Here is a 22,256-nt window from a genome sequence, read left to right as displayed (position 1 = left end):
CCATGATTCACGTATATCCTGGACATAAACGGTTTCAATCAAACCACGGTTGGCTACAAAGCTATTTTAGTTTTTCATTCGCTGAATACTTTGATCGAAACAATATGCACTTTGGTCCATTACGTGTATTTAATGATGATATCATCGCGCCACAACGTGGTTTTGGAGCGCACCCCCATCAAGAAATGGAAATTGTTACAGTCGTTCTAAAAGGACAACTTGAACATCGCGATAATCTCGGCAATCATCGCATCATTTCATTCGGTGAAGTACAACGGATGACAGCCGGAACAGGCATTGTACATTCAGAAATGAATCCATCTGCTACAGAAGAAGTCAATCTTCTACAACTTTGGTTTCTACCTGAAGCACGCGGCCTTACCCCGTCATATGAACAAGTTTCATACGATATTCAAAAAATGAAGAACCGTTTATTGCCTATTGTTTCGAAAACACAGGCCGGAAATGAAGTTGCCTACATTCATCAAGACATAACGATGTATTTATCTAATCTAGAAAGTAACCAGCACGTTACATTCCAACAACAAGAAGGACGTCGAATATATTTGTTTGTTATCGAGGGGGAGATTACGTTAAACGACGAAACGATATTACACCGTCGTGACGCCGCCCGTATAACAAATACGCCAATATTGCATATTACCGCAAAAGCAGATAGCCAATTTATGCTTATCGACTTACCATAGTTGCCAACTTGCCTAGAAAAACGGGCAAGCCGGATTGATGTCTATATGCTTTTTCATTACTTTAACATGCGAATGCATGACTTTTTTACACAGTCCCAAAAAGAAAAAATGCTCGTTCGCCTTATTGAACGGGCATCTGTATAGCCACAAGCGATACTTACGTTTCCTTAGGTAGCCAAAATGTCAAGACACCAAATAAGGGAAGGAAACTACACATGACCATAAGTGCTTTTAACGTATACACATCAGCAATTTTTCCAAGTGCAACCGCTCCAAGCGCCCCCATCCCAAACGCAAGACCAACAATTAATCCCGAAGCCATCCCAACATTTCCTGGAAGCAATTCTTGTGCATAGACGACAAACGTAGCGAAACTAGACGATAAAATAAAACCCGTGACAAAAATAATTGGCAAAACAAAATGAAGTGGCACATATGGCAAAATGAGCGCAAACGGTGCCGTACCGAGCGTGGATGCAAAAATTAAATTTCGTCTCCCAAATCGATCAGCAAGCGGACCGCCAAAAACGGTACCGATCGCTCCAGCAATCATAAAAACAAATAAATAAAGCTGCGCCTCACGAATGGAAATATCGTAATATTTCATCAAATAAAATTGATAATAATTTGAAATTCCAGCATAGTACCACGAACGTGCAAATACTAAAAGAACTAGGAGGATAAGTGCAAATATAATCTTTTGACTTATTTGTTTCTTCTCTCCCATCGTTTCCTTCCGGCGTTTGTTCACTTGATGCAATTGAACAGCATACCACTTCGACACCCAAAATAAAACAATCATTCCAAGTGCTGCAACAATGACAAACCAAACTGCTCCCTTTTGACCAAATGGAACAAAAATGAGCGCTGTAAACAATGGTGCAAGAGCGTTGCCTGTATTTCCGCCAAGTTGATAAATGGATTGAGCGAACCCCCTTCTCGCCCGAGCGGCAAAATAAACGACGCGCGAACCTTCTGGATGAAATATAGCTGAACCAAATCCAATGAATAAAACGGACAATAACACAAAGAAAAAATTAGGTGCAAACGCTAATCCAATCATACCTAATAGGCTCGCTCCCATACTAAGCGGCAAAAAGCTCGGCGATGGATACCGATCGGAAAACAAGCCGACAACCGGCTGTAGGATAGACGAAGTCATATTCAGCGTAAATGCAATCCAACCAATTTGTGTATAAGATAAGCGCATGGATGATTCTAAAATCGGAAATAGCGCTGGCACCACAGCTTGCATGGCATCATTCAATAAATGACCAATACTAATGGCAATTAAAATCGGATAAACGACTGTTTGCATATTTGTGCGTTGTTCAACACTAGCTTGCATCTTCCTCTCTCCCTAGAAAACAAATTGAATATTTACATTATAATACCTTCTGCCAACATTTCAATTTTTTGTTTACTCATAAAAAGCGCCTCATCACACAGATGAGACGCTACCTTATTGCTCACTTAGAAAAGTCCGCGTGCGTTTCCATGTTCGTCGATATCCATCTGAAGCGCTGCTGGTTGTTTCGGCAAGCCTGGCATCGTCATGACATCCCCTGTTAAGGCGACGAGAAATCCAGCGCCAATCGATGGTTTTAATTCGCGCACTGTGATCGTGAAATCGGTCGGGCGGCCAAGCTTTGTTGGGTCATCGGAAAGCGAATATTGCGTCTTTGCCATGCAAATCGGGAGCTTGTCCCACCCAAACGATGTAAATTGTTCGATTTGCTTTTTCGCCTTGTCAGAAAAAGAAACGTCGCTTGCACCATAAACATCGCGCGCGATTTTTTGAATTTTATCCGTAATCGGTTCATCTAATTCGTATAACGGAGTGTACGTGCTTTTTGTATTTTCGATTACTTCTAATACTTTATGAGCTAAATCAATTCCGCCATCCCCACCTTTTTCCCATACTTCCGTTAACGATACAGGATATTCTTTTTCTTCACAAAATGCCGTTAATGCTTGAATTTCTTTATTTGTATCCGTAATAAAACGGTTAATAGCAACGACAAACGGCAAACCAAACGCTTGAATCGTTTCAATATGTTTCTCTAAATTGGCTAGTCCTTTTTTTAATGCCTCGACATTTTCGCTCGCTAGTTGTTGTTTCCCTACCCCGCCGTGCATTTTTAACGCCCGAACCGTTGCCACAATGACAACTGCTGATGGTTCAATTCCTGCCGTGCGCGCTTTAATATGTAAAAATTTCTCCGCACCTAAATCCGCACCAAATCCCGCCTCTGTCACGACATAGTCCCCAAGCTTTTGCGCCATTTTTGTTGCGATAACGCTATTGCATCCGTGAGCGATATTGGCAAACGGACCACCGTGCACAAGCGCAGGTACATGTTCTACCGTTTGGACTAAATTCGGTTTTAGCGCATCTTTTAATAAAAGTGTGAGGGCTCCCTCGGCGCCAAGATCCGCTACGGTCACAGGTTGACGATCCACGTTATATGCTACCACCATGTTTGCTAAACGTCGCTTTAAATCTTGCAAATCGGTTGCTAAGCAAAACACCGCCATGATTTCAGAGGCAACGGTAATATCGAATCCGTCCTCGCGTGGCACGCCTTGCGTCGGTCCACCTAATCCGACCACGACTTTACGTAGTGCACGGTCATTCAAGTCAACTGCTCGCTTCCAAACGATGCGGCGCGTATCGATTCGTAATTCATTTCCTTGGTGAATATGGTTGTCAATAAGCGCAGCTAAGGAGTTGTTCGCGGTCGTAATCGCATGTAAGTCTCCTGTAAAGTGCAAATTAATGTCTTCCATCGGCAACACTTGTGAATACCCTCCACCTGTCGCACCGCCTTTTATTCCCATCGTCGGACCAAGGGAAGGTTCCCGCATCGCAATTATCACTTTTTTACCCATTTTATGTAATGCTTGACCAAGACCGACAGTGACCGTCGATTTTCCCTCTCCCGCTGGCGTTGGATTAATCGACGTCACTAAGATGACTTTACCATCTTGTTTCGTCGCTAACCGCTTCAGTGCATGAAGGGAAATTTTCGCTTTATAATGCCCATACGGTTCAATCTCTTCTTCTAACAAATCCAGTTCACTTGCAATGTCTTGAATGCGCTTTAATTTCGTTTCTTGGGCAATTTCAATGTCTGTTTTAATCTTCGTCGTCATTGTCATCGTTCAGTCCCCCAGTATAAAAATAATCCCCCCTTATTTTAGCACGGTGGTATGAAAAGATGACAGAGCTTAAGCAATGAAAAAACACTTTTTCAGCAATCGCCAAAAAAGTGTTTTCGTCAATTACGGCAACCGATGACCTGCCGTACGATAGATTTCGTACCACTCTTGTCGAGAGAGTTGCACGTGACTTGCTTGGCAAATGTCTCTTAAGCGAGCAGAGTTTGTTGTGCCAACGATCACTTGCATGTTCGCTGGATGGCGCAAAATCCAAGCGACAGCAATCGCTGACTTGCTTACTCCTTTTTCCTCCGCTAGCCGTCCGAGTACTTCATTAACTTCTGGAAATTTTTCGTTGTCAATGAACACTCCTTCGAAAAAGCCGTATTGGAACGGAGACCATGCTTGGAGGGTGATATTTTTTAGGCGACAATATTCTAAAATATGTCCGTCGCGGTTCATTGCTCCATCAAATAGCGTATTTGCTTGAATGCCGCTTGTCACTAAATTCGCATGCATAATACTGAACTGCATTTGGTTCGCGATAATCGGCTGTTTAACGTATGCTTGCAATAGCTCAATTTGCATACTATTGAAGTTACTCACCCCGAAATGCCGAACTTTTCCACTTTCATGTAAACGTTCAAACGCCTCTGCTACTTCTTCTGGTTCCATCAGTGTATCCGGCCGATGTAAAAGCAACATGTCTAAATAATCGGTTTGAAGTCGCTTCAATATGCCATCGACCGATGCTAAAATATGCTCTTTTGATAAGTCATAATAGCCATCACGAATCGAACATTTGCTTTGAATGTGAATGCGTCCGCGCAAATGCGGACGAGAAGCAAGCACTTCGCCAAACAGCTCTTCACAACGCCCTTTTCCGTAAATATCTGCATGGTCAAACATCGTAATTCCTGCTTCAAGCGCTTCGTCTATATACCGCGATAGCTCAGAAACAGACATTCCCGAAATTCGCATGCACCCTAACACAATTTCCGATGCTGTTAGGCTAGAGTTACCAATGTTTATTTGTTTCATTTGTCCATCCCCCCTTTTTACTTTCGCTTTGAATCTGCTTCTATGGCGAACTGTGCTCCGATTAACTCAATAACACATAAAATAAAAATATACAATATACCCATAAAATTCTCCTCCCTTATGCTTTTGACGCAAGCATAAGGTATGAAACGCGTTTCGATGCAATATGTTTTTAAAATTTTTCTGCTATACGTCGAATGAAGACAAGTGAAGCGATTGCCAAAAAAGCAAAGATTGTTTCGATCACCCAAACATTCGAAATGATTTTCACTTGATATAACGCAGGGACTACATCAATTAACGTATGAATCAAAATCGCATACACCACATAACGGAATTGTCCTTTCCGAACCCCGTATAAAACAAGAAGCGAAAGCGCAACATGAATCACTATCGCAAATGTTCGCTCTATACCACCTAATACATACATCCAATCAGGCTGATTTAACATAGTTTTGAGCATCTCCACTTGCGTAGCAGGAAGAGAGGAAGCAATTTGCTCAAACTGCCCTGTTTCGACGAGATGAGAAATGACCATCATGTTCACAGCGCTAAAAGCACCAATTAGCACGGCTTCCATTCCTCCATGTCCTAAGCCAAATGATAGCCCATCCCCATACGATCGATTGTTTTTTAACATGAAACGAAATCCAACATATCTCCCTATCTCTTCAAATACTCCGGCTGCTAAAGCTCCGTAAGCGACAAACGCCCAAACGCTACTTGTTCCTTTTAGTGATGTGCCGCTCGGATCAATTACGAGAAAGTGAAGCATCTTCTCTAACACTTGTGAAAATAAAACAAAAATAAGCAAGCCGACACCGAACGCTTTCCAAGAAAGCCATCCTTTTTTTCGTCCATATATGATAAGTGCAAAAGGAACAATCAAAGAAAGAAACAACTGAATAGACATCCCAACCAAATCGATCTCCCCTTTCATTTACGCGAAAATAAATACGACTGGATAAACAAATACATCGTGCCACCAAATACGATGATCATAAGAAAAATAAAGCGCCACACACTTGTTACAAATATCGTGAACATAATCAATACACCCATGATAACAAACACTTTTCCACCGACACGGTGCGTTTTTTGCCAAACTACTTCATTTTCTAACGTCCAAGGGGTGCGAATGCCAATGAAATAATTCGGTTTAATTTTCGGCATATAATTGCCAAGGACAATGAACAACATTCCAACTCCAATCGGCACAACGACATCGACTTGCACAGGAATTCCGATATTATACGCAAGCGTCACCACATGTATGCTAAATAAAAACAAAACAAATACATGTAAAAAAATACGATATACTTTTTCAAATTTCTCGTAGTTTTCTTTGCGTGGATCCACTTTCGGCAAAAAGACGATGAGAGCAACAATTCCTGTTAACAAAATCGGAAGTAATAACGCGCCCCACCATTTACTCATAAAGCCATCTGGTTCTCCTGCAACGTTCCAATGAACGGCTACCTCATTCGGCAAATACGGAATGGCTAATAAACTTAAGATATAGCTACATATAATGAGAAAAATAACAAGCGAATGCTTTTTCATGATTCATCACCTTCTTTTTGTAATATGTCATAAAACCAGCTCATTAAATCTTGGAACACCGTTGTGTTTAATGAATAATAAATATGCTGACCAACTCGGCGATCTTCCACTAAGTCGGCTTGCTTTAATATTTTTAAATGATGGGAAACGCTCGGCTTTTGCATATCAAAATGTTCGGCAATTTCCCCTGCTGTTAAGTCCCCTTTTTTTAATAAAGAAAGAATTTTTCTTCGGTTCGGATCAGCAATCGCTTTAAACGCTTCGTTAAACGACATCCTTTTTCACCTACTTTCTTTTAGATATTTAGATAAATGTCTAAATATAACTCAAAAAAATAGATATTTAGATAAATTTCTAATTACATCATATCCCTTTTTTATACATGAGTCAATATACAAAAAGGAACCAAGGAAAACCTTGATTCCCCATTATTTCAAGTTGCCCGGTACAGATTTAGACAACCGTCCTGAAGCTGAAGTTGCTGTTGGGGAAACAGCTGGCCGTACAATTTTCATCGGATCACCTCCTTCTCCTGTCGGTAAATAAGTTGCAATACTTGTTTTATTTTTCTTTTTTCATACGGACAAGGACGTTTACCTTTCCTAATTCGATACTGCGGGCAATGATTCCCTTGGCAAGCTGGTCGAAAAAAACAAGACTGGCACGTTTCATCTTGTTCTTCGCCCGACGTCACCCACAATGCAAAACGATCATAGTCAATATGTATCGTTCCATCTGTATGAAGTTTACCCACATGATTATATGGCTCATTTAAAAAACACGTACATTTATACAACTGTCCGTCTGTTCCGATTACCAAGGAATGGGGCTTAGCTGCATAACAAACCGCCCCTCCAGGTGTAAGCATCGACTCAATAATCTTACTCATCGAAATCCCTTGTTTTACAGCCTGTTCAGTCAATTCCCATATTTTCCTTTCAGCTGTGCGATCATCACAGATCGGCAAATGTTCATCATTTTTTCCACCCCATCTTCCAACTGGACGGCAAAACAATTGAAAACGAGCATCCCCTGCAAATTCGTGCGCTAAGTCGGCAAGGAATGATGGAACATGATCGATGTTTGCTTCATCAAAGTTCAGACGAAGATAAATATCAAATGAGTCGTGTAACGTACGAATATCCCGTAAATGTTGCATGATTGTATGATACGTACCTTGTCCATCCGCTAGAAAACGACGGGCATCATGGATCCTTTCTGCTCCATCGATGGTAATCATAAAGCGACGGACGTGATAACGTAACAGTTGTTGCAGCGTTTCTTTTGATAAATAGTAACCGTTTGTCGAGATGTCCGCTTCATACGTTACACCATATCTCTCCGCTAACGAAATGATCCATTCACTTAATTCTTGAATAATGTGAAGCGCCAATAACGGTTCTCCACCGAACCAACTAACCGTTAAATGTCGTAACCGTGCCATATTTTGTTCTAAAAAACGTTTCAACCCTTCAATGATTTCCCGTTTCATATGTCCGCGGGCAAAGTCCTGATAACAATATGTACAGCGAAAATTACATGCTTCAGTCGGTAAAATAATAAGATGCATGACATCTGTTCGATGCATGGAAGCATGTAAAAATTGCGCTCGCCGTCTTTCATCCGTTTGGTTTGGAACTAAAAATCCACATTGTACAAGCGTTTGAAAGATATCAGCCCGTTCATCGCCTATCCCCTTGCGTAATGCATACAATACTTCAGACTTTTCTTGTTCATCAACTGCCACAATGGCACCTGTATAACTATTGTAAATGATCATTTCACCTGAATCTGTATGCGAGATTGCATTAAATCGTGAAGGAACCCACCTCATCTCACTCACTCTCCTCGCCTCATTTTAACGAAAAACGTCTCTTTATTCTGTTGAATGTATCACAATCTTTATTGTAAAAAATATATGCACTTTAGAATTCGTTCATCATTGAACATTGTATGTCAGTTTCTCAACGAAATTTTGAATACACGCTCAACCGTAAAAAAGAAAAAAGAAGCCGACTTGGCTTCTCCCCAAAATTTCCTATTCCTTCACTTTCACCGCTGTACCTGTCGCAATGCACATCATCATGCCATCGCGCAACGTTTCAAAATCAAGATCGACACCAATTACTGCATTTGCTCCCATATTGCGCGCTTTTTTTACCATTTCTTCTACAGCCATGTCTCGACCTTCAGCTAACTTGCTTTCGTATGTTCCACTTCGCCCACCGATAATGTCTGTAATGCTCGCTAAAAAATCGCGTACGACGTTAGCCCCTAAAATCACCTCACCAGACACTAAACCGAGGTATTGCTCAATTTGCTTTCCTTCAATGCTATTTGTTGTTGTAACGATCATGTGAATAACTCCTTTCTATAAAAAATAAAATTTGCCCCTTTATCGTCGACAGGTGACAGGCACCGAAACCAAACCGATTTTATATTATCTACTTTTTGGATCGCAATGCAGAGGTACCGTACTCGATAGGCGAACAGTAACACTATCCTCTCGAACATAAATATTAATTGTTTAAAGAAGTTGTAGGAGATTGAAGAAGCTGTTCATACCAATTTTTATTGTATAAATACGCTACTTGTTCAAACCATGATTTTATTTCTTCATAGCTATTGCAATAGATTAAATGTTCTTTTGTAATTTTCTTAGAAAGCTGTCCATTCAAGCACCCTTTTATAGCTTCTTCTCTTTTCTTGGAACATTTGATATGTTGCATAATTTTACTTACCAAAAGCTTTGGTACATCTACATTATCCCAATTCATTTTTTCTAAGTCTAAATTTATACCAAACTCTTCTTCAATCAATTCTGGTGGAATATAATTTTCCATTTCGCGTTTTGAAGTTATTTCTCCAAACCTTCTTCCATCATTATTAGCTTTAATCTCCTCTATTGTTTTTCTATAATCCTCCCTATCATTGTCATAGAGATGAAACTCAATAACATTTGAATTTTTTAAATAGTTTCTATTTACCCAGTTTACTAGGTTACTCCCTTTCATTCCAATCATGCTTATATTGGCTTTTTCTAAATCTATTATACTTTTGAAATCATCAATAGCTTGATTAATATTTCTTATAAAGTTAATATCATTTTCCCCTTCAACGCAAATAACTACCTTTGATTCAATAGTTGGTAAAATTCCTAGTGATTTGACTATCCCCTTCAGCTTTTCTTCTTCTTCTCTCACTATTTTAGGACCATATTCATCTTTACTTATAAAAATCAAACTATCCAAATTTACCATTTTTGCAATTTCTGGTGTATGAGTTGTGATAATAACTTGATGCTTATCATCCGAACTAATTTTTAGGAGCGAGTCAATAATCATCCTTTGAAAGTTTGGGTGTTGAGAAGTTTCAGGCTCTTCTATTGCATAGATAATATTCTTATTATTTCTTTCTTCCGCAATTCTTTCCGCTTCAGCACGAAAATAACTTATAAGAATTAATCTCCTAATACCACTTCCCCGCTTATTTAATGCAATACCATCGTCACTTTCTAGTTGGAAAGAGAATAAGGAATCCCAAGGTTTATGATTAAGCTTAGTTTTTAGCCTATTTGCAATTTGACCATTGAAATCTTTTAATTTATTAATAGTATTTTCTGCAATAGTCGAAACCTTTTCATCAACTTCTTTTACAACAGTGTTTAATCGATCCTCCATCTCCGCTAATGCTTTTTTCGTGGCAATTTTAAGAGGATTTTGCACTTCACTATCATTGTCAGAGTTACTCCGATCTGACTGAAATAAAAAATATAATGGTAAATTTGATTTGATTTTCTCCCAAATATCTTTACTATCCTTATCAATTTTTTGAATTTCAATAAACCTTGTTTCAAATTCAGTCTTTTCATTTACCAAATATTTATATAATGCCTTTCTCATTTCTGCGTTTTTATTTTTATTAACTAAATCATAATTATCAATCTCTTCAGCAATGTTACGCAACTCTCTTCTTAACTCCTCTTGCTTCAGAGTAATCAAAGGTTTATCAATTCCTTTTGGATAGTGTGCTACTAAATAAACCTTTAAACTTGAAGCTGTTATTTTATCTTTAGAGCAATCCCAAATTTTTTTAATTTCTAGTAATCCGTCTTTATTTAATAAATACTCATCTTTCAGGGATGTCGGATTAGAAGAGTCTATTACTGTAATTTCCTCTTCTTCGAATGTAAAGCATGCGCCTATTTCTATAACTTTCTCTGTACTATTTACATTACAATCTTCTACCTCTAGTTTCACTAGAGCATCCTTATTCTCACCGTTAAAAAATATTTCTAATGCTTCCATAATTGTCGATTTACCAATATCGTTTTTGCCGATAATAACATTCATACCCTCAGAAAAATCTATCATTTCCTCCCTATATCCTCGAAAATTCTTTAAATAGAGACTATGTAATTTCATATTCTGAAACCTCCCCTCACAAGCATCCACCCTTATCTTAAATAAATTCCACAAAAAAATCTGTCGAATTCTGTCGTTAAAAACAAAAAAAAGACAGAAGTTTTAGCAACTTCTGTCGTAAATGGATGGCTGAGCTGTATCTTTCTTCGCTAATTTTGTCTATATAGTGCCTCCAACCCTTTTATCGTCTTATTCGAATCAACATCATCGTGTGGGATTAGCAAGTATATCCATTCTTTCCCGTTGTTTTCGCGGGCGTGGTTGGAGGCGTGTTGGCACCAAGTGATCGCTGCTTTCGCTTTCGCTTTGACTTCTTTATCGTCTTCGATTTTATTGGCCGCTTTGATCTCACATATATACATTTTGTCAATCGTTTCAACAATAAAGTCTGGAATGTATGCCTTTGTCTGGTTGTAGTAAATTTTGATATGGTTTTGCGTTGGTTTCAGCCATTTTAAAACGGATGGATCGCTTTCACAAATGGTAGCGAATTTTCGTTCTGCGTCGGACTCGAATTTTTGCGTTCGATATAAGCATTTTGTAAAGCCGCCAAAGCACATGCCACGAATCGAGGATTTATTCGTAATAGGTTGGCGAAAATCGCGCACTTCTTCATCAGCATCGACGGTTACTACGTTGCTCTTTAATGTGTCGAATCCTACCCGAACAATCACTTCATAATTCGTTTGCTCTTCATAATAATGTGCTTTCATTTGTACATAAATAAGTTGAGCTAGTCGTTGTGCATTGTAAATAACAACATTTTTTACATCATCCTCTTTCAAATAACTACGAAGATAATCAATGAGTTGTCCTGATAGTTTATATAACAATTCCGCATGGTCATCATACGAAATGTTCGGATAATCTATGAGATGAAACACAATATAATTTTCTAAATGCTCTTCTGTTCCTTGGACGTCTTTTTTGATTTGTAATAATTCCCGTTCATGAGTACGTAAATGCTCAATTAAAATATTTTCCGCAACTGGTTGCAATTTCGGAATCGCACTACAATCTAAATCAAAATCGTAATACCCCCATGAAATGTCGCCCGTCGGTTGTAAAATCACCCTTGGAATTTCAATCGACAAATCAGGAATTAATTCAACCGCCTTTGCCACCATGTTTTCCACTATTTTTTGCGGCTCCTCTTCAAATAAGGACAACTGAGACGATGCGTAAAGCTCATTGACTTCATGAATGATCTGCTGTTGGACTGACGGGTCTTTTAATTGCTTGGAACTATACAACGTTTGTTTATTCGCAATCGTTTTCACCACAGTTTCTGCAATACTTTTCTTTAGTTCCATTTTCGTTTCTTCCTCAGGAGTAACAGGTTTATTTTCACCGACAAGTTGCTCAATGAGCGTAGCTTCTACGTTTGATTCAACGACAACCATTTTTTTCTCCGTCTGTGCTATATCACGACCAATAACAACACCTCGGCGGATAATCGAAGTAGGGTTGTTCGCTTCATCAATAATTTCTTGGAATTTATCATGGGCAATAATCGTTAAACGATCAACTGCCGGCACACCTGTACGTTTACCATACGGAAGACGAAGACCGCGGCCAATCGATTGTTCAACTAACGTTTTTGAATTTGCCGCACGAAGTGGAATAATCGTATATAAATTGGTGACGTCCCAACCTTCCTTTAACATATTCACATGGATAACAATTTCTACTTTTGAATGAGGATCTTCAAGTGCTAACAGTTCTTTAATTGTTTCATCTTTTTCTTCCCCACGCTGATTGGAATGAACGGTAATGACTTTTCCTTTATAACGTCCTTCAAAAAAGTCGTCGCTTTCCATCATATTCATGAGATCTTCTGCGTGTTTCGTATCTTGAGCCACAACAAGAATAAACGGCTTAACTAATTTTTCGTTGTTTTCACGAGCATATAGTTCTAATTCTAGTTTTGTTTCCTCATGAACTCGAACGCCGTCTTCAAGTTTTAACCGTTCTAACTGCTCCTGATTTAATTTCTCTGGATTAAAGTTTTCTCTCGTGGCAACCGCAGGTTCTTTTACATACCCATCTTCCATCGCTTTATAAAGAGGGTAGCTGTAAATCACGTTTTTAAACGGAATCGTTTTGCTTCCGCTCTCGACTTGCGGGGTCGCAGTTAATTCCAAACCAAGAATCGGATTTAATTCGTTAATTGCTTTTACCCCTGCCGTTGCGCGATAACGATGCGATTCGTCCATTAATAGCACGAGGTCAGGAAGCGATTTTAAGTAATCGTAATAGCTCTGTCCTAAATATTCACTTAACCGTTTAATACGCGGCGATTTTCCGCTCCTTACTTCGCTGTTAATCTTAGATATATTGAAAATATTAATATTTACAGCTAGAGGATCTTCTAAAAAGAGGGCTTGTTGTTCATAGTTATCCCCTGTAATAATATTTGGCTGTTTATTTGCGAACGATGAAAGCCCCTTAAATACATACTTTGGTGTATTTGGTGTAAAATCTTGAATTAATTTTTCATAAATCGTTAAGTTCGGTGCTAACACAAAAAAGTTGCGAATTCCTTTCGCCATATGTAAATAAGCAATAAACGCCCCCATCAGCCGTGTTTTCCCGACGCCTGTTGCCAAAGCAAAGCAGAGCGAAGGAAATTCGCGTTCAAAATCTGTTACGCTTGGAAAGTTCGCGTTAACAGCAGATAACTTCTCTTGTAATGATTGGGGATCGTTTTGTTTATTTAAGCCGAAGTGCTCAATCACTTCGGCAAGAATTTCTAACGACTCTTTCTGTGGTTTGCGCAGGCTAAGACGGGATGAAATAGCGTTAACGATACGATTCATGACCTCTTCCCCCTAAAATAGCTCCAATTGTTCTGGTTCTCTTTCTTTCATTGGCAAATTATTTACATTCAAGCTGTAATCATCACGGCCAAATTCGCATTTATTTAAAATTGCTTGTGGCAATTTTTTAATGGTGATTTGCGGAAATTCATCGACATTGACATTGTATGCCTTGCAGCAAATTAACAGCGTTTCATTTTCTTTCATTTGTTCTACAATGCCAGCGACCATTTGGTGAGTGACAAGCTGCGTTGTTGTGAAAATAAAATCATTTTCTGTCGATTGACCTTGCTTCCAAAACACTTCCGGGTCTGGATTGTACGTAAATCCTTCATGTTTGCACATCGCTTCCGCCAGCATTTCCGCATTGTATTCCGGATTGATAATCCAATTGCCAAATTTATCTTTCTTTAACAGGCTTGGCGCCAGCTTGTAATAGCGGAAGCCGCCTCCGCCTTGCCAATTCACCGCTTTACTAATTCCGCTTTGATCCGTTCCATCAATAACCCGTTTCATTCGGGGAATAATATGCGTATGGCAATGCTCACCAAGCTCAATCATAATCCAGCGACGCCCCATTTTATGCGCCACCGCCCCGGTCGTACCAGAACCGGCAAACGAATCAAGAACCCAGTCGCCTTCGTTGGTGGACATCCCTATTATTCTTTTTATCAATGACTCTGGTTTCTTTCCATTTTTAAAGGATACTCCTCCTTCGGCTTCTAATCCAGTTGTTTTTATATCTGTCCATAAGTCACCAGGGTGTATCATCAAATTACTATCCGCAAATAAAAGCTGTACACGCGGTTGTTTAGAAGTGGGTTGGTAATCACTTTTAACCAAATATAACACTTTGTCTCTAACAGATAAAACAGAAAAAATGGTTTGATTTATATATTTTTTCTTTTCTTCTGTTAATAAAAATACTGATTTTGAAGCAGCCGTGCGTACAATTCTCCATGCATTGTCAAATTTCCATTTCATTTGCTCATTCTGTTTTATCCCCAAAGATTTTATTTTTTCAGAAACAGATATTAACTGTATCTTTGAACAAATTTCATCTATTGTTCTGATATCGTCATCACTTTTTTCCTCCTTGTTACTTATTTCATCAATAATTGCTCTATCTTCTCGAGAGAAGTTATCTAAAAATAAGTTATACTCGTTATCCCATTCGCTCTTTGGAATTAATTCAACATTTAAATTTTTCACTCCGTTTTTCTTCGCAAGAATAATATACTCCTTTAGCTTTGGTATAGAACCACTACTCTTTACTGATCCCATTTTTACACCGCTTGCCTCGCTCATTTTAACCACAACTGTTTTCAAGTTTTTTTCTCCAAATATTTCGCTCATTAAAAGGTACAATCTAGCAAATTCATTATCATCAATCTGAACTGCAAGCAAACCATCATTATGAAGAAGCTTTGCTAATATCTCTAATCTATGTTTCATTAAAGTTAACCAAATACTATGCTCCAACCCATCATCATAATGTTCAAACGCATTTCCTGTATTATACGGTGGATCAATATAAATGCACTTAATTTTCCCCGTAAACTCCTGCTCTAATGCTTTCAACGCGAGCAAGTTGTCCCCAAAAATCAACCGATTATCAAAAATATCATTTTCCGTCACTCGTTCTTTTGCATGATAGGAAAGCTCCGGATCTTCAAGAAGAATGCGCGGTTCGAGCTTTGGCTGTTCGCCTTTGCCAATCCATGTTAACTCTAGTTTTTGTGCCAATGTACTCCCTCCTGTTGCTATACGATTCTCCATTTGATTGTAAAAAGATGCTCTGTCTTGGTTCGTTGTTCGAGTTTTTTCTCGATTTCTTCAAACAGCCGATCTTTTTGTTCATCAATTTCGTCTTGCTGGTCATAGAGATTTCGCCGCATTTCATTTCGCTTTTTTTCCAGCTCTTTAATTTGCTTGTTCATTTCTAGCTTTTCGGCAAGATTGCGGGTTAGTTTCGCTTCCCGCTTCAAATGTTCAATTTCCACCGTCACTTCATCTATATCTTTTTCGAGCTTATTTTTCAAGTCTTGTGACCATTTTTCCAATTTTTCTAATTCCGCGTCGAGATAAGTGGATGTCCGCTCCATAATGTCATTTAAAATCGATTGTTGCTGTGCTTCGCTAATACGCTGAAGCGTATTTCCGATTGATTCGGAAAGTTCGATTTCTTCTCCTTCCACAGCAGGCAACTCAAACATTTTTTCACAAATTTCTTGATCAAGTTGCTCCCCTTCTAAATCAATTGCTGAAAAAATAAAATGCTGCTCGTTTTCCAACGATTGGACGTGAAGCAAATCTAACGACAGCCATCCTTCTTTCCCAATCAATTGTTCCAAAATCGTCACTTTTCCCTCATAATCTGAATAGCGGAAAGTAATTTCTTTTGGGATAAGCTGGCGGCTTTTTGTCTGTTCGATCCATTTTTGCGCCAATGGATGAGAAAAACGATAATGATGGACGTTTGAACGATCTTGTTTTTTCGCTTGCGATATCATTTGGTACGTTTCATCATCTTTCGTAAAGCTTAACGTTTCATCATCAAATATCGCTTCTTTTGCACCTTCATACTTAGACAAACCCCAGAGATAGCGCTCCATCCGATTGAGATGCAAATTTGTTTGATGGTAATGATCTCGTAGCTTCTCCCGCACTTCATCGTCGAAATTCTCTAACAAGTGCATACGCGTTTCTTTCATTTTTAATTGAATTTGCTCATCTAGCTCTGCTTGCAAATGTTTAAATGCTTGCTCGATTTCCTCGGCTGTGCGGCATGTTTGATAAATTTGTTGAATTCGCTTTTCAAAATCGACACCGGATTCAAGCGCGCCTAGCACCTCATCCGAAGAGCCAAAAACTCCCTCAAACAGCCGGAACTTTTCAGAAAGAATTTCATACACTTTTTTATCCGCTTCATTTTTGTGGTTTAAAAAGTTAATCACGACAACATCATGCGTTTGGCCGTAACGGTGGCAGCGACCGATCCGCTGTTCAATCCGCTGCGGATTCCATGGCAAATCATAGTTCACAACTAAGCTGCAAAATTGCAGGTTAATTCCTTCTGATGCTGATTCTGTTGCAATCATAATCGATGCCTGCTCTTTAAAATACTCTACAAGAGCTGCCCGCATATCCGCTGTTTTTGAGCCAGTTATTTTGTCGCTGTGCTGATGTTTTTCTAGCCACTGTGCATAAATTTGTTTTGACTGTTCATCTTCATTTTTCCCATTAAATAATACGATTTTCCCTGCATACCCATTGCGTTCAAGAAATTCGCGCAAATACGCTTGCGTTCGGCGTGATTCGGTAAAAATAACTGCTTTTTCATTCGCGCCTATCATTTTTAATTTCTCAAATCCTTTTTCGAGAGCGATTAACAACGCTTCTGCCTTTGAGTTTTCACGAATCGATTTCGCTAGCGCATAGTATTGTTCTAATTCTTGTTTTTCCTGTAAGATGAGCCGCTTCATTTCATTGAGCGATAAGTCAATACTATGTGCTGATTGTTCTTCTTCCCACTCTTCCATTGTTTCGTTGAATTCATCAACATCTTCGTAAACGTCAAAACATCCTGCCGCCGTCTCAAGCTTACCCCGCTCTAGCTCGATCAATAATTGATCCAATCGTTTGATGAGAGAATGCAGTGTGTCAGAAATTGCAAACGAAGAAGAAGCAAGCAATTTTCGGACAACTAACGTCATTAGCGCCCGCTGGCTTGTTGGCAACGCAAAAAGTTGTTCCCGCTGCAAATACGCCGATACTTTTTCGTACAATTCCCATTCATTGTTCGTCGGCATAAACTCTTGCGTAATCGGGATGCGTTGCGTGTAGTTGACATACTCCGTTACTTGCCGCCGCAACGTCCGGTGGCAAACAGGTTTAATGCGTCGTTTCAAATCGAGAAAATCCGCATCCGACATTTCTTTTGCCCCGCGCGCAAACTGGCGGCGGAAAGTTGTTTCATCTCCAAAAATATGCGGATCAATAAAGCTAATTAATCCATATAATTCCATCAATGAATTTTGCAATGGTGTAGCGGTAAGCAAAATTTTCGGGCATCCAGCTGTCGCCGTACGCAAAGCTCTGCCAATTTTGTTCGATTTTTTATATACATTTCTCATCCGGTGGGCTTCATCGAAAACAATTAAATCCCAATTTACTTTTCGTAACATATCCGCTTTATTTCGTGCATATTGGTAGGAAGTAATGACAATTTGATCTTGCTGCAAGAAAGGGTTGCGATGACCTGAACGCACCATTTCATTAAAGTTTTTACTTTCCAAAATGATCGACGGAATATAAAATTTCTCCCAAAGTTCTTGATTCCACTGCTTCCTTAGTGGTGGCGGTACAATAATAAGGATACTGCGCTTTCGTTCTGCCCACAATTGACTAATAATGAGCCCTGCTTCGATCGTTTTTCCTAATCCTACTTCATCGGCTAAAATCGCTCCTCTCTCAAGCGGGGCGCGAAAAGCGAATAAAGCCGCCTCTACCTGATGAGGGTTTAAATCAACTGTCGCGTTAATTAAAGACTGGCTTAACCGACCGATCGAGTGGGAAGAATGTTGCCTAGTTAATTCGTAAGCAAAGTATTGGCTTTGATATGGTGTTGTCACTACAAAAACCCCCTATATATCCGAACAACCTATCTATGTCTTATTATATCCGACATTATTTTACAAGAACAGACATTCGACAAAACATGACATTTCTATATTTATCATTTTTAAAAATACTACAAGCCCCCTCCCTCATTGTCAAGGAAGAGGGCATTTCACTCTCGTAAATACGTAAATACTTCTTTCATGCATCTTGCAGAACTTGCGAATCGTTCACATACTGTTCTTCCACTAAATCATCAAGCCATTTTGGAATCGTTAACGTCTTTTTTATAGCTAAGCTTCCATTTCGTGTCGAAAAGTCGGCATCCATACTTCAATAAAGACAACGGTTTTATTATTTTTGTATGGAATGTCCGACAATTTTGAAGGATTCGGAATGACTTCATTCTCCTGTTCTAATCCGTATAAATGCAATGCTAACGCTTCTTTTGCCATTTGCAGCGCTTCTTCTTCTGTATCGCCACACGTGAAACATCCAGGAAGATCAGGAAATTCCACAGATATTCCGTCACTGCCATCATCGAAAATAGCCGGATAAATATAGCGGTCTTTTTTCATATACACTTTCCTCTCTATTGGAGCATAGATTCGTTTCAATGACCAATGTAATACACTATGTCATGATCCTCTTTGAATGCTATGGATGAACTCCTTATTGATCAACCTCCGATCATCTACAATATCCAACAGTTCATCATGCGGGCGAATGTCGTCGCTTTCATCAGAATAATAGAGAGTAATATGCACTCCTTCTGATTGTGCAATTTGCAACGCTGGCAAAAAGTCACTATCCCCTGTTAAAAGAGCTGCATGCGTAATCAGTTTTTTCGTACTATGCATAACTAAGTCTGTCGCTAGCATAACATCGACACGCTTTTGCTCGAACACAGGGAAACCGCGATCATCAATACCGCGGAATGCAAGTTTTCCTTCTCGAACAGTGAAGCCTTCTAGCCTGTTCAATCTTTTGAAAAAACTTTGAGCATTGGAAAAATACTCTTTTTCCTCTGAAGATGGATTTGGAGATTGATAAGGGAGACAGTGATAGTAGTACGTTCTCAGAAGCAAGTGGTCGTTAGCCATAGCTGCAGCAAGCTTACCATAATCAATTTTTGTTTTTCCATGCCATTTCAATACGTTGTCAAGATACCCGCCATCAATAAATAAGGCGATTCGTGAATACAAAAACATCCCTCCCCACATGAAAAACAAAAGGAGCGACACGATGCCGCTCCCTTCTTGACCTGCCATCCATACGAACGACAGCGTTTATTCTATGCACAATTATACAACAAAAACACGACAATGGCAACACACACCATCCTTGTCACGTAACGAGCTCGCCTATTGCATAGTGGTAAAACAAAAATCTATAGCCCCTCCCGCTATGGATCGACTTCATTCACAAAACTTCAGGCGGGCTTTCACTCCCGCATCTCCACCAAGGGCGATGACTGCCTGTTCTTCTGAACGCTTTGTGTGATTTTTATATATTACGTCGGTATTGTCAATCATTCATGACACCCCAAGCCATGCATACACGAGAAAAAAACAAAGGTTCTTCACCACAAGTGTTCAATTTCGCAATTTTGTGTACGTCTGATGTTAGGGTCAACCTTCCATCGGCACCCCCTCTTCATACCAAGAGAGCTTTTTTCTTTCAAGTCCCCGAAAACCTTTCTAACAAGAATGTTTTCTTACCTTAATTAAAAGAGAAGAAGCCGATTCCGCTTCTTCTCACATTCCCTATTCCTTCACTTTCACCGCTGTACCTGTCGCAATGCACATCATCATGCCATCGCGCAACGTTTCAAAATCAAGATCGACGCCAACGACCGCGTTTGCTCCCATATTGCGCGCTTTTTTTACCATTTCTTCTACAGCCATGTCCCGTCCTTCAGCTAACTTGCTTTCATACGTTCCACTTCGTCCACCGATAATGTCTGTAATGCTCGCTAAAAAATCGCGTACGACGTTAGCCCCTAAAATCACCTCACCAGACACTAAACCGAGGTATTGCTCAATTTGCTTTCCTTCAATGCTATTTGTTGTTGTAACGATCATGTCAATTACCCCTTTCTATAAATAAAATGAACTCCTTTATTATATTCTCCACCGTTTAAAATCATCCTTTCTCCAAAAACGAATCGGCTCCCAAACAGGAAGCCGATTTGTTTAGTCATGAAAGTTCCTTCCATCTGTCGTTTCTTTCACAATGCCCGCACGAATAACGAAGTCGCCAAAACGTTCGCCAGGGAGGCGTTCTTTCGCATACCGAGAAAAGAGCGTACGAAGTTCGGATAAAATTTCTTTTTCTCCGATATTTTCTTGATACAATTTTCCAAGACGACTGCCGTCAAACGCCGCACCGAGATACATATTATATTTACCGACGGATTTGCCGATAAACGCAATTTCTCCAAGCACATGACGGGCACAGCCGTTCGGACAGCCCGTCATACGAATCGTTATTTCCTCATCGCGAAGGCCGTTTTCTTCAACAATTTCTTCAATTTTATCAAGCAGCTTTGGCAAATAACGTTCCGCTTCCGCCATCGCTAATCCGCATGTTGGCAACGCCACACAGGCGAGCGAGTTACGGCGAAGAGCACTATAATGTTTCCCATCTGTTAATTTGTATTGCTTAATAAGCGTATCAATTTCTTCTTTTTTCTCGCTTGGCACGTTCGCAATGACTAAGTTTTGATTAGCTGTTAAGCGAAAGTCCCCTGTATGCACTTTTGCAATTTCTCGCAAGCCTGTCATTAACGGATAATCATCTGTATCTTTCACCCGACCACCTTCGACAAATAGGGTAAAATGCCACGTCCCGTTTACCCCTTCAACCCAGCCGTAGCGATCGCCGTTATGCTCGAAATGATATGGGCGCGCTTCCTCTAGCTTCCATCCAAGGCGGTTCTCTAGCTCAGCCTTCACTGCTTCTAGGCCGAGGCGATCGATCGTGTATTTAAATCGAGCATGTTTGCGCACAGAACGATTCCCATAGTCACGCTGAATCGTGACAACTTTTTCGGCGACATCAATAACTTGTTCAGGTTTACAAAAACCGATCACCTTTGCTAGCTGTGGATATGTCGTACGATCGCCATGCGTCATTCCCATCCCCCCACCGATCGCTACATTAAAACCAACGAGCTTTCCTTGTTCGACAATCGCAATAAAACCAAGGTCTTGCGAAAACACATCGACATCGTTTGACGGTGGGACGGCAATGCCGATTTTAAATTTCCGTGGCAAGTAAAGCGGTCCGTAAATCGGCTCTTGCTCTATTTCTGGTGTACCGGCTACTTTTTCTTCATCCAACCAAATTTCGTAATACGCCCTTGTTTGTGGCAATAAATGGTCACTTAACCTTTTCGCCCATTCATACACTTCCGCATGCACTTCTGACTGGTACGGATTTGGGTTGCACATAACGTTTCGATTCACATCGCCACATGCCGCCAACGTTGTAAGTAGGGCATCATTAATCGCTTGAAGCGTTTTTTTCATATTCCATTTCAATACACCATGAAACTGAAACGCTTGTCGTGTCGTAAGCTTTAATGTCCCGTTGGCGTATTTTCTTGCTAGTTCATCCATCACAAGCCACTGTTCTGGTGTTGCTACTCCGCCTGGCGTACGAACGCGAATCATAAATTGATATGCAGGTTCTAACTTCTGTTTTTGCCGCTCTGCTCTTAAATCACGATCATCTTGTAAATAACTGCCATGAAATTTCATTAACCGGTTATCATCTTCTGGAATACCGGCAGTAATGCGATCTTCCATCGTTTCTTTTAACGTGCCGCGCAAATAGTTGCTCTCCCGTTTAATGCGCTCAACATCGCTCGGTGGTCCATCTGGTGGTGTTAATACAAACTTTTCCATTCATATCCC

General features: G+C 39.9%; 17 protein-coding genes. 1 reads left to right on the top strand and 16 read right to left on the bottom strand.

Annotated elements, in window-relative coordinates; translation table 11 throughout:
- Positions 1–2 precede the first annotated feature (2 nt).
- Entirely contained in the window at positions 3–707 is a 705-nt protein-coding gene (locus NST18_RS05930; protein WP_004890853.1) for a pirin family protein, read from the top strand.
- A gap of 157 nt (positions 708–864) precedes the next feature.
- Here NST18_RS05930 and NST18_RS05925 read toward each other — a convergent pair whose 3' ends face one another.
- The 16 genes from NST18_RS05925 to cysI form a co-directional block, all read right to left on the bottom strand.
- Positions 865–2,055: an MFS transporter gene (locus tag NST18_RS05925; RefSeq protein ID WP_004890855.1), complete on the bottom strand. Its 1,191-nt coding sequence runs from the start codon at positions 2,053–2,055 to the stop codon at positions 865–867.
- Positions 2,056–2,180: 125 nt separating this feature from the next.
- A complete protein-coding gene (locus NST18_RS05920) occupies positions 2,181–3,869 on the bottom strand; it encodes a formate--tetrahydrofolate ligase (protein ID WP_064213994.1) in 1,689 nt (562 codons plus the stop codon).
- A 123-nt stretch (positions 3,870–3,992) separates the two neighbouring features.
- Positions 3,993–4,910: an aldo/keto reductase gene (locus tag NST18_RS05915; protein WP_004890860.1), complete on the bottom strand. Its 918-nt coding sequence runs from the start codon at positions 4,908–4,910 to the stop codon at positions 3,993–3,995.
- A 172-nt stretch (positions 4,911–5,082) separates the two neighbouring features.
- Entirely contained in the window at positions 5,083–5,850 is a 768-nt protein-coding gene (locus tag NST18_RS05910) for a YhfC family intramembrane metalloprotease (protein ID WP_004890864.1), read from the bottom strand.
- On the bottom strand, positions 5,847–6,473 hold the full coding sequence (locus tag NST18_RS05905; protein WP_064213995.1) for an SdpI family protein: 627 nt from the start codon (positions 6,471–6,473) through the stop codon (positions 5,847–5,849). The genes NST18_RS05910 and NST18_RS05905 overlap by 4 nt, the downstream gene beginning before the upstream one ends.
- Positions 6,470–6,748: an autorepressor SdpR family transcription factor gene (locus NST18_RS05900; RefSeq protein ID WP_003397448.1), complete on the bottom strand. Its 279-nt coding sequence runs from the start codon at positions 6,746–6,748 to the stop codon at positions 6,470–6,472. Before NST18_RS05900 ends, NST18_RS05905 begins: the two co-directional genes overlap by 4 nt.
- A gap of 236 nt (positions 6,749–6,984) precedes the next feature.
- Entirely contained in the window at positions 6,985–8,307 is a 1,323-nt protein-coding gene (locus tag NST18_RS05895; RefSeq protein WP_003397449.1) for a radical SAM/SPASM domain-containing protein, read from the bottom strand.
- 204 nt (positions 8,308–8,511) lie between these two features.
- Positions 8,512–8,829 (bottom strand): YbjQ family protein, encoded by a 318-nt coding sequence (locus NST18_RS05890; RefSeq protein ID WP_004890869.1) that lies wholly within the window; start codon positions 8,827–8,829, stop codon positions 8,512–8,514.
- 163 nt (positions 8,830–8,992) lie between these two features.
- Positions 8,993–10,897: an ATP-binding protein gene (locus tag NST18_RS05885; RefSeq protein WP_064213978.1), complete on the bottom strand. Its 1,905-nt coding sequence runs from the start codon at positions 10,895–10,897 to the stop codon at positions 8,993–8,995.
- A 149-nt stretch (positions 10,898–11,046) separates the two neighbouring features.
- Positions 11,047–13,716 carry a DEAD/DEAH box helicase gene (locus NST18_RS05880; RefSeq protein ID WP_340721287.1) on the bottom strand — a complete coding sequence of 890 codons (2,670 nt, stop codon included), beginning with the start codon at positions 13,714–13,716 and terminating at the stop codon, positions 11,047–11,049.
- Between the two features lie 12 nt (positions 13,717–13,728).
- Complete coding sequence (locus tag NST18_RS05875) at positions 13,729–15,495, bottom strand: site-specific DNA-methyltransferase (RefSeq protein ID WP_445290562.1); 1,767 nt, start codon at positions 15,493–15,495, stop codon at positions 13,729–13,731.
- Positions 15,480–18,350, bottom strand: coding sequence for an SNF2-related protein (locus NST18_RS05870; protein ID WP_340721285.1), 2,871 nt, complete (start codon positions 18,348–18,350; stop codon positions 15,480–15,482). Before NST18_RS05870 ends, NST18_RS05875 begins: the two co-directional genes overlap by 16 nt.
- A 279-nt stretch (positions 18,351–18,629) precedes the next feature.
- Positions 18,630–18,914 carry a type II toxin-antitoxin system HicB family antitoxin gene (locus NST18_RS05865; RefSeq protein ID WP_004890881.1) on the bottom strand — a complete coding sequence of 95 codons (285 nt, stop codon included), beginning with the start codon at positions 18,912–18,914 and terminating at the stop codon, positions 18,630–18,632.
- Positions 18,915–18,974: 60 nt separating this feature from the next.
- Positions 18,975–19,547, bottom strand: coding sequence for an NYN domain-containing protein (locus NST18_RS05860; RefSeq protein ID WP_035019232.1), 573 nt, complete (start codon positions 19,545–19,547; stop codon positions 18,975–18,977).
- A gap of 555 nt (positions 19,548–20,102) precedes the next feature.
- On the bottom strand, positions 20,103–20,420 hold the full coding sequence (locus NST18_RS05855; RefSeq protein ID WP_004890888.1) for a YbjQ family protein: 318 nt from the start codon (positions 20,418–20,420) through the stop codon (positions 20,103–20,105).
- A 111-nt stretch (positions 20,421–20,531) separates the two neighbouring features.
- Complete coding sequence (gene cysI, locus NST18_RS05850; protein WP_340721284.1) at positions 20,532–22,247, bottom strand: assimilatory sulfite reductase (NADPH) hemoprotein subunit; 1,716 nt, start codon at positions 22,245–22,247, stop codon at positions 20,532–20,534.
- Between the last annotated feature and the right edge of the window lie 9 nt (positions 22,248–22,256).

It is taken from the genome of Anoxybacillus sp. FSL W8-0104 (assembly GCF_038004465.1).
Lineage (GTDB): Bacteria > Bacillota > Bacilli > Bacillales > Anoxybacillaceae > Anoxybacillus > Anoxybacillus flavithermus_G.
Note: the sequence above shows the minus strand (reverse complement) of the source record. Positions and strands in the feature narration are given on the sequence as shown.

Excerpts from the sequence above, each read along its gene's own strand:
- NST18_RS05930 (WP_004890853.1), top strand. The coding sequence starts at position 3 with ATGATTCACGTATATCCTGGACATAAACGGTTTCAATCAAACCACGGT.
- NST18_RS05925 (WP_004890855.1), bottom strand. The coding sequence starts at position 2,055 with ATGCAAGCTAGTGTTGAACAACGCACAAATATGCAAACAGTCGTTTAT.
- NST18_RS05920 (WP_064213994.1), bottom strand. The coding sequence starts at position 3,869 with ATGACAATGACGACGAAGATTAAAACAGACATTGAAATTGCCCAAGAA.
- NST18_RS05915 (WP_004890860.1), bottom strand. The coding sequence starts at position 4,910 with ATGAAACAAATAAACATTGGTAACTCTAGCCTAACAGCATCGGAAATT.
- NST18_RS05910 (WP_004890864.1), bottom strand. The coding sequence starts at position 5,850 with ATGAAAGGGGAGATCGATTTGGTTGGGATGTCTATTCAGTTGTTTCTT.
- NST18_RS05905 (WP_064213995.1), bottom strand. The coding sequence starts at position 6,473 with ATGAAAAAGCATTCGCTTGTTATTTTTCTCATTATATGTAGCTATATC.
- NST18_RS05900 (WP_003397448.1), bottom strand. The coding sequence starts at position 6,748 with ATGTCGTTTAACGAAGCGTTTAAAGCGATTGCTGATCCGAACCGAAGA.
- NST18_RS05895 (WP_003397449.1), bottom strand. The coding sequence starts at position 8,307 with ATGAGGTGGGTTCCTTCACGATTTAATGCAATCTCGCATACAGATTCA.
- NST18_RS05890 (WP_004890869.1), bottom strand. The coding sequence starts at position 8,829 with ATGATCGTTACAACAACAAATAGCATTGAAGGAAAGCAAATTGAGCAA.
- NST18_RS05885 (WP_064213978.1), bottom strand. The coding sequence starts at position 10,897 with ATGAAATTACATAGTCTCTATTTAAAGAATTTTCGAGGATATAGGGAG.
- NST18_RS05880 (WP_340721287.1), bottom strand. The coding sequence starts at position 13,716 with ATGAATCGTATCGTTAACGCTATTTCATCCCGTCTTAGCCTGCGCAAA.
- NST18_RS05875 (WP_445290562.1), bottom strand. The coding sequence starts at position 15,495 with ATGGAGAATCGTATAGCAACAGGAGGGAGTACATTGGCACAAAAACTA.
- NST18_RS05865 (WP_004890881.1), bottom strand. The coding sequence starts at position 18,914 with ATGAAAAAAGACCGCTATATTTATCCGGCTATTTTCGATGATGGCAGT.
- NST18_RS05860 (WP_035019232.1), bottom strand. The coding sequence starts at position 19,547 with ATGTTTTTGTATTCACGAATCGCCTTATTTATTGATGGCGGGTATCTT.
- NST18_RS05855 (WP_004890888.1), bottom strand. The coding sequence starts at position 20,420 with ATGATCGTTACAACAACAAATAGCATTGAAGGAAAGCAAATTGAGCAA.
- cysI (WP_340721284.1), bottom strand. The coding sequence starts at position 22,247 with ATGGAAAAGTTTGTATTAACACCACCAGATGGACCACCGAGCGATGTT.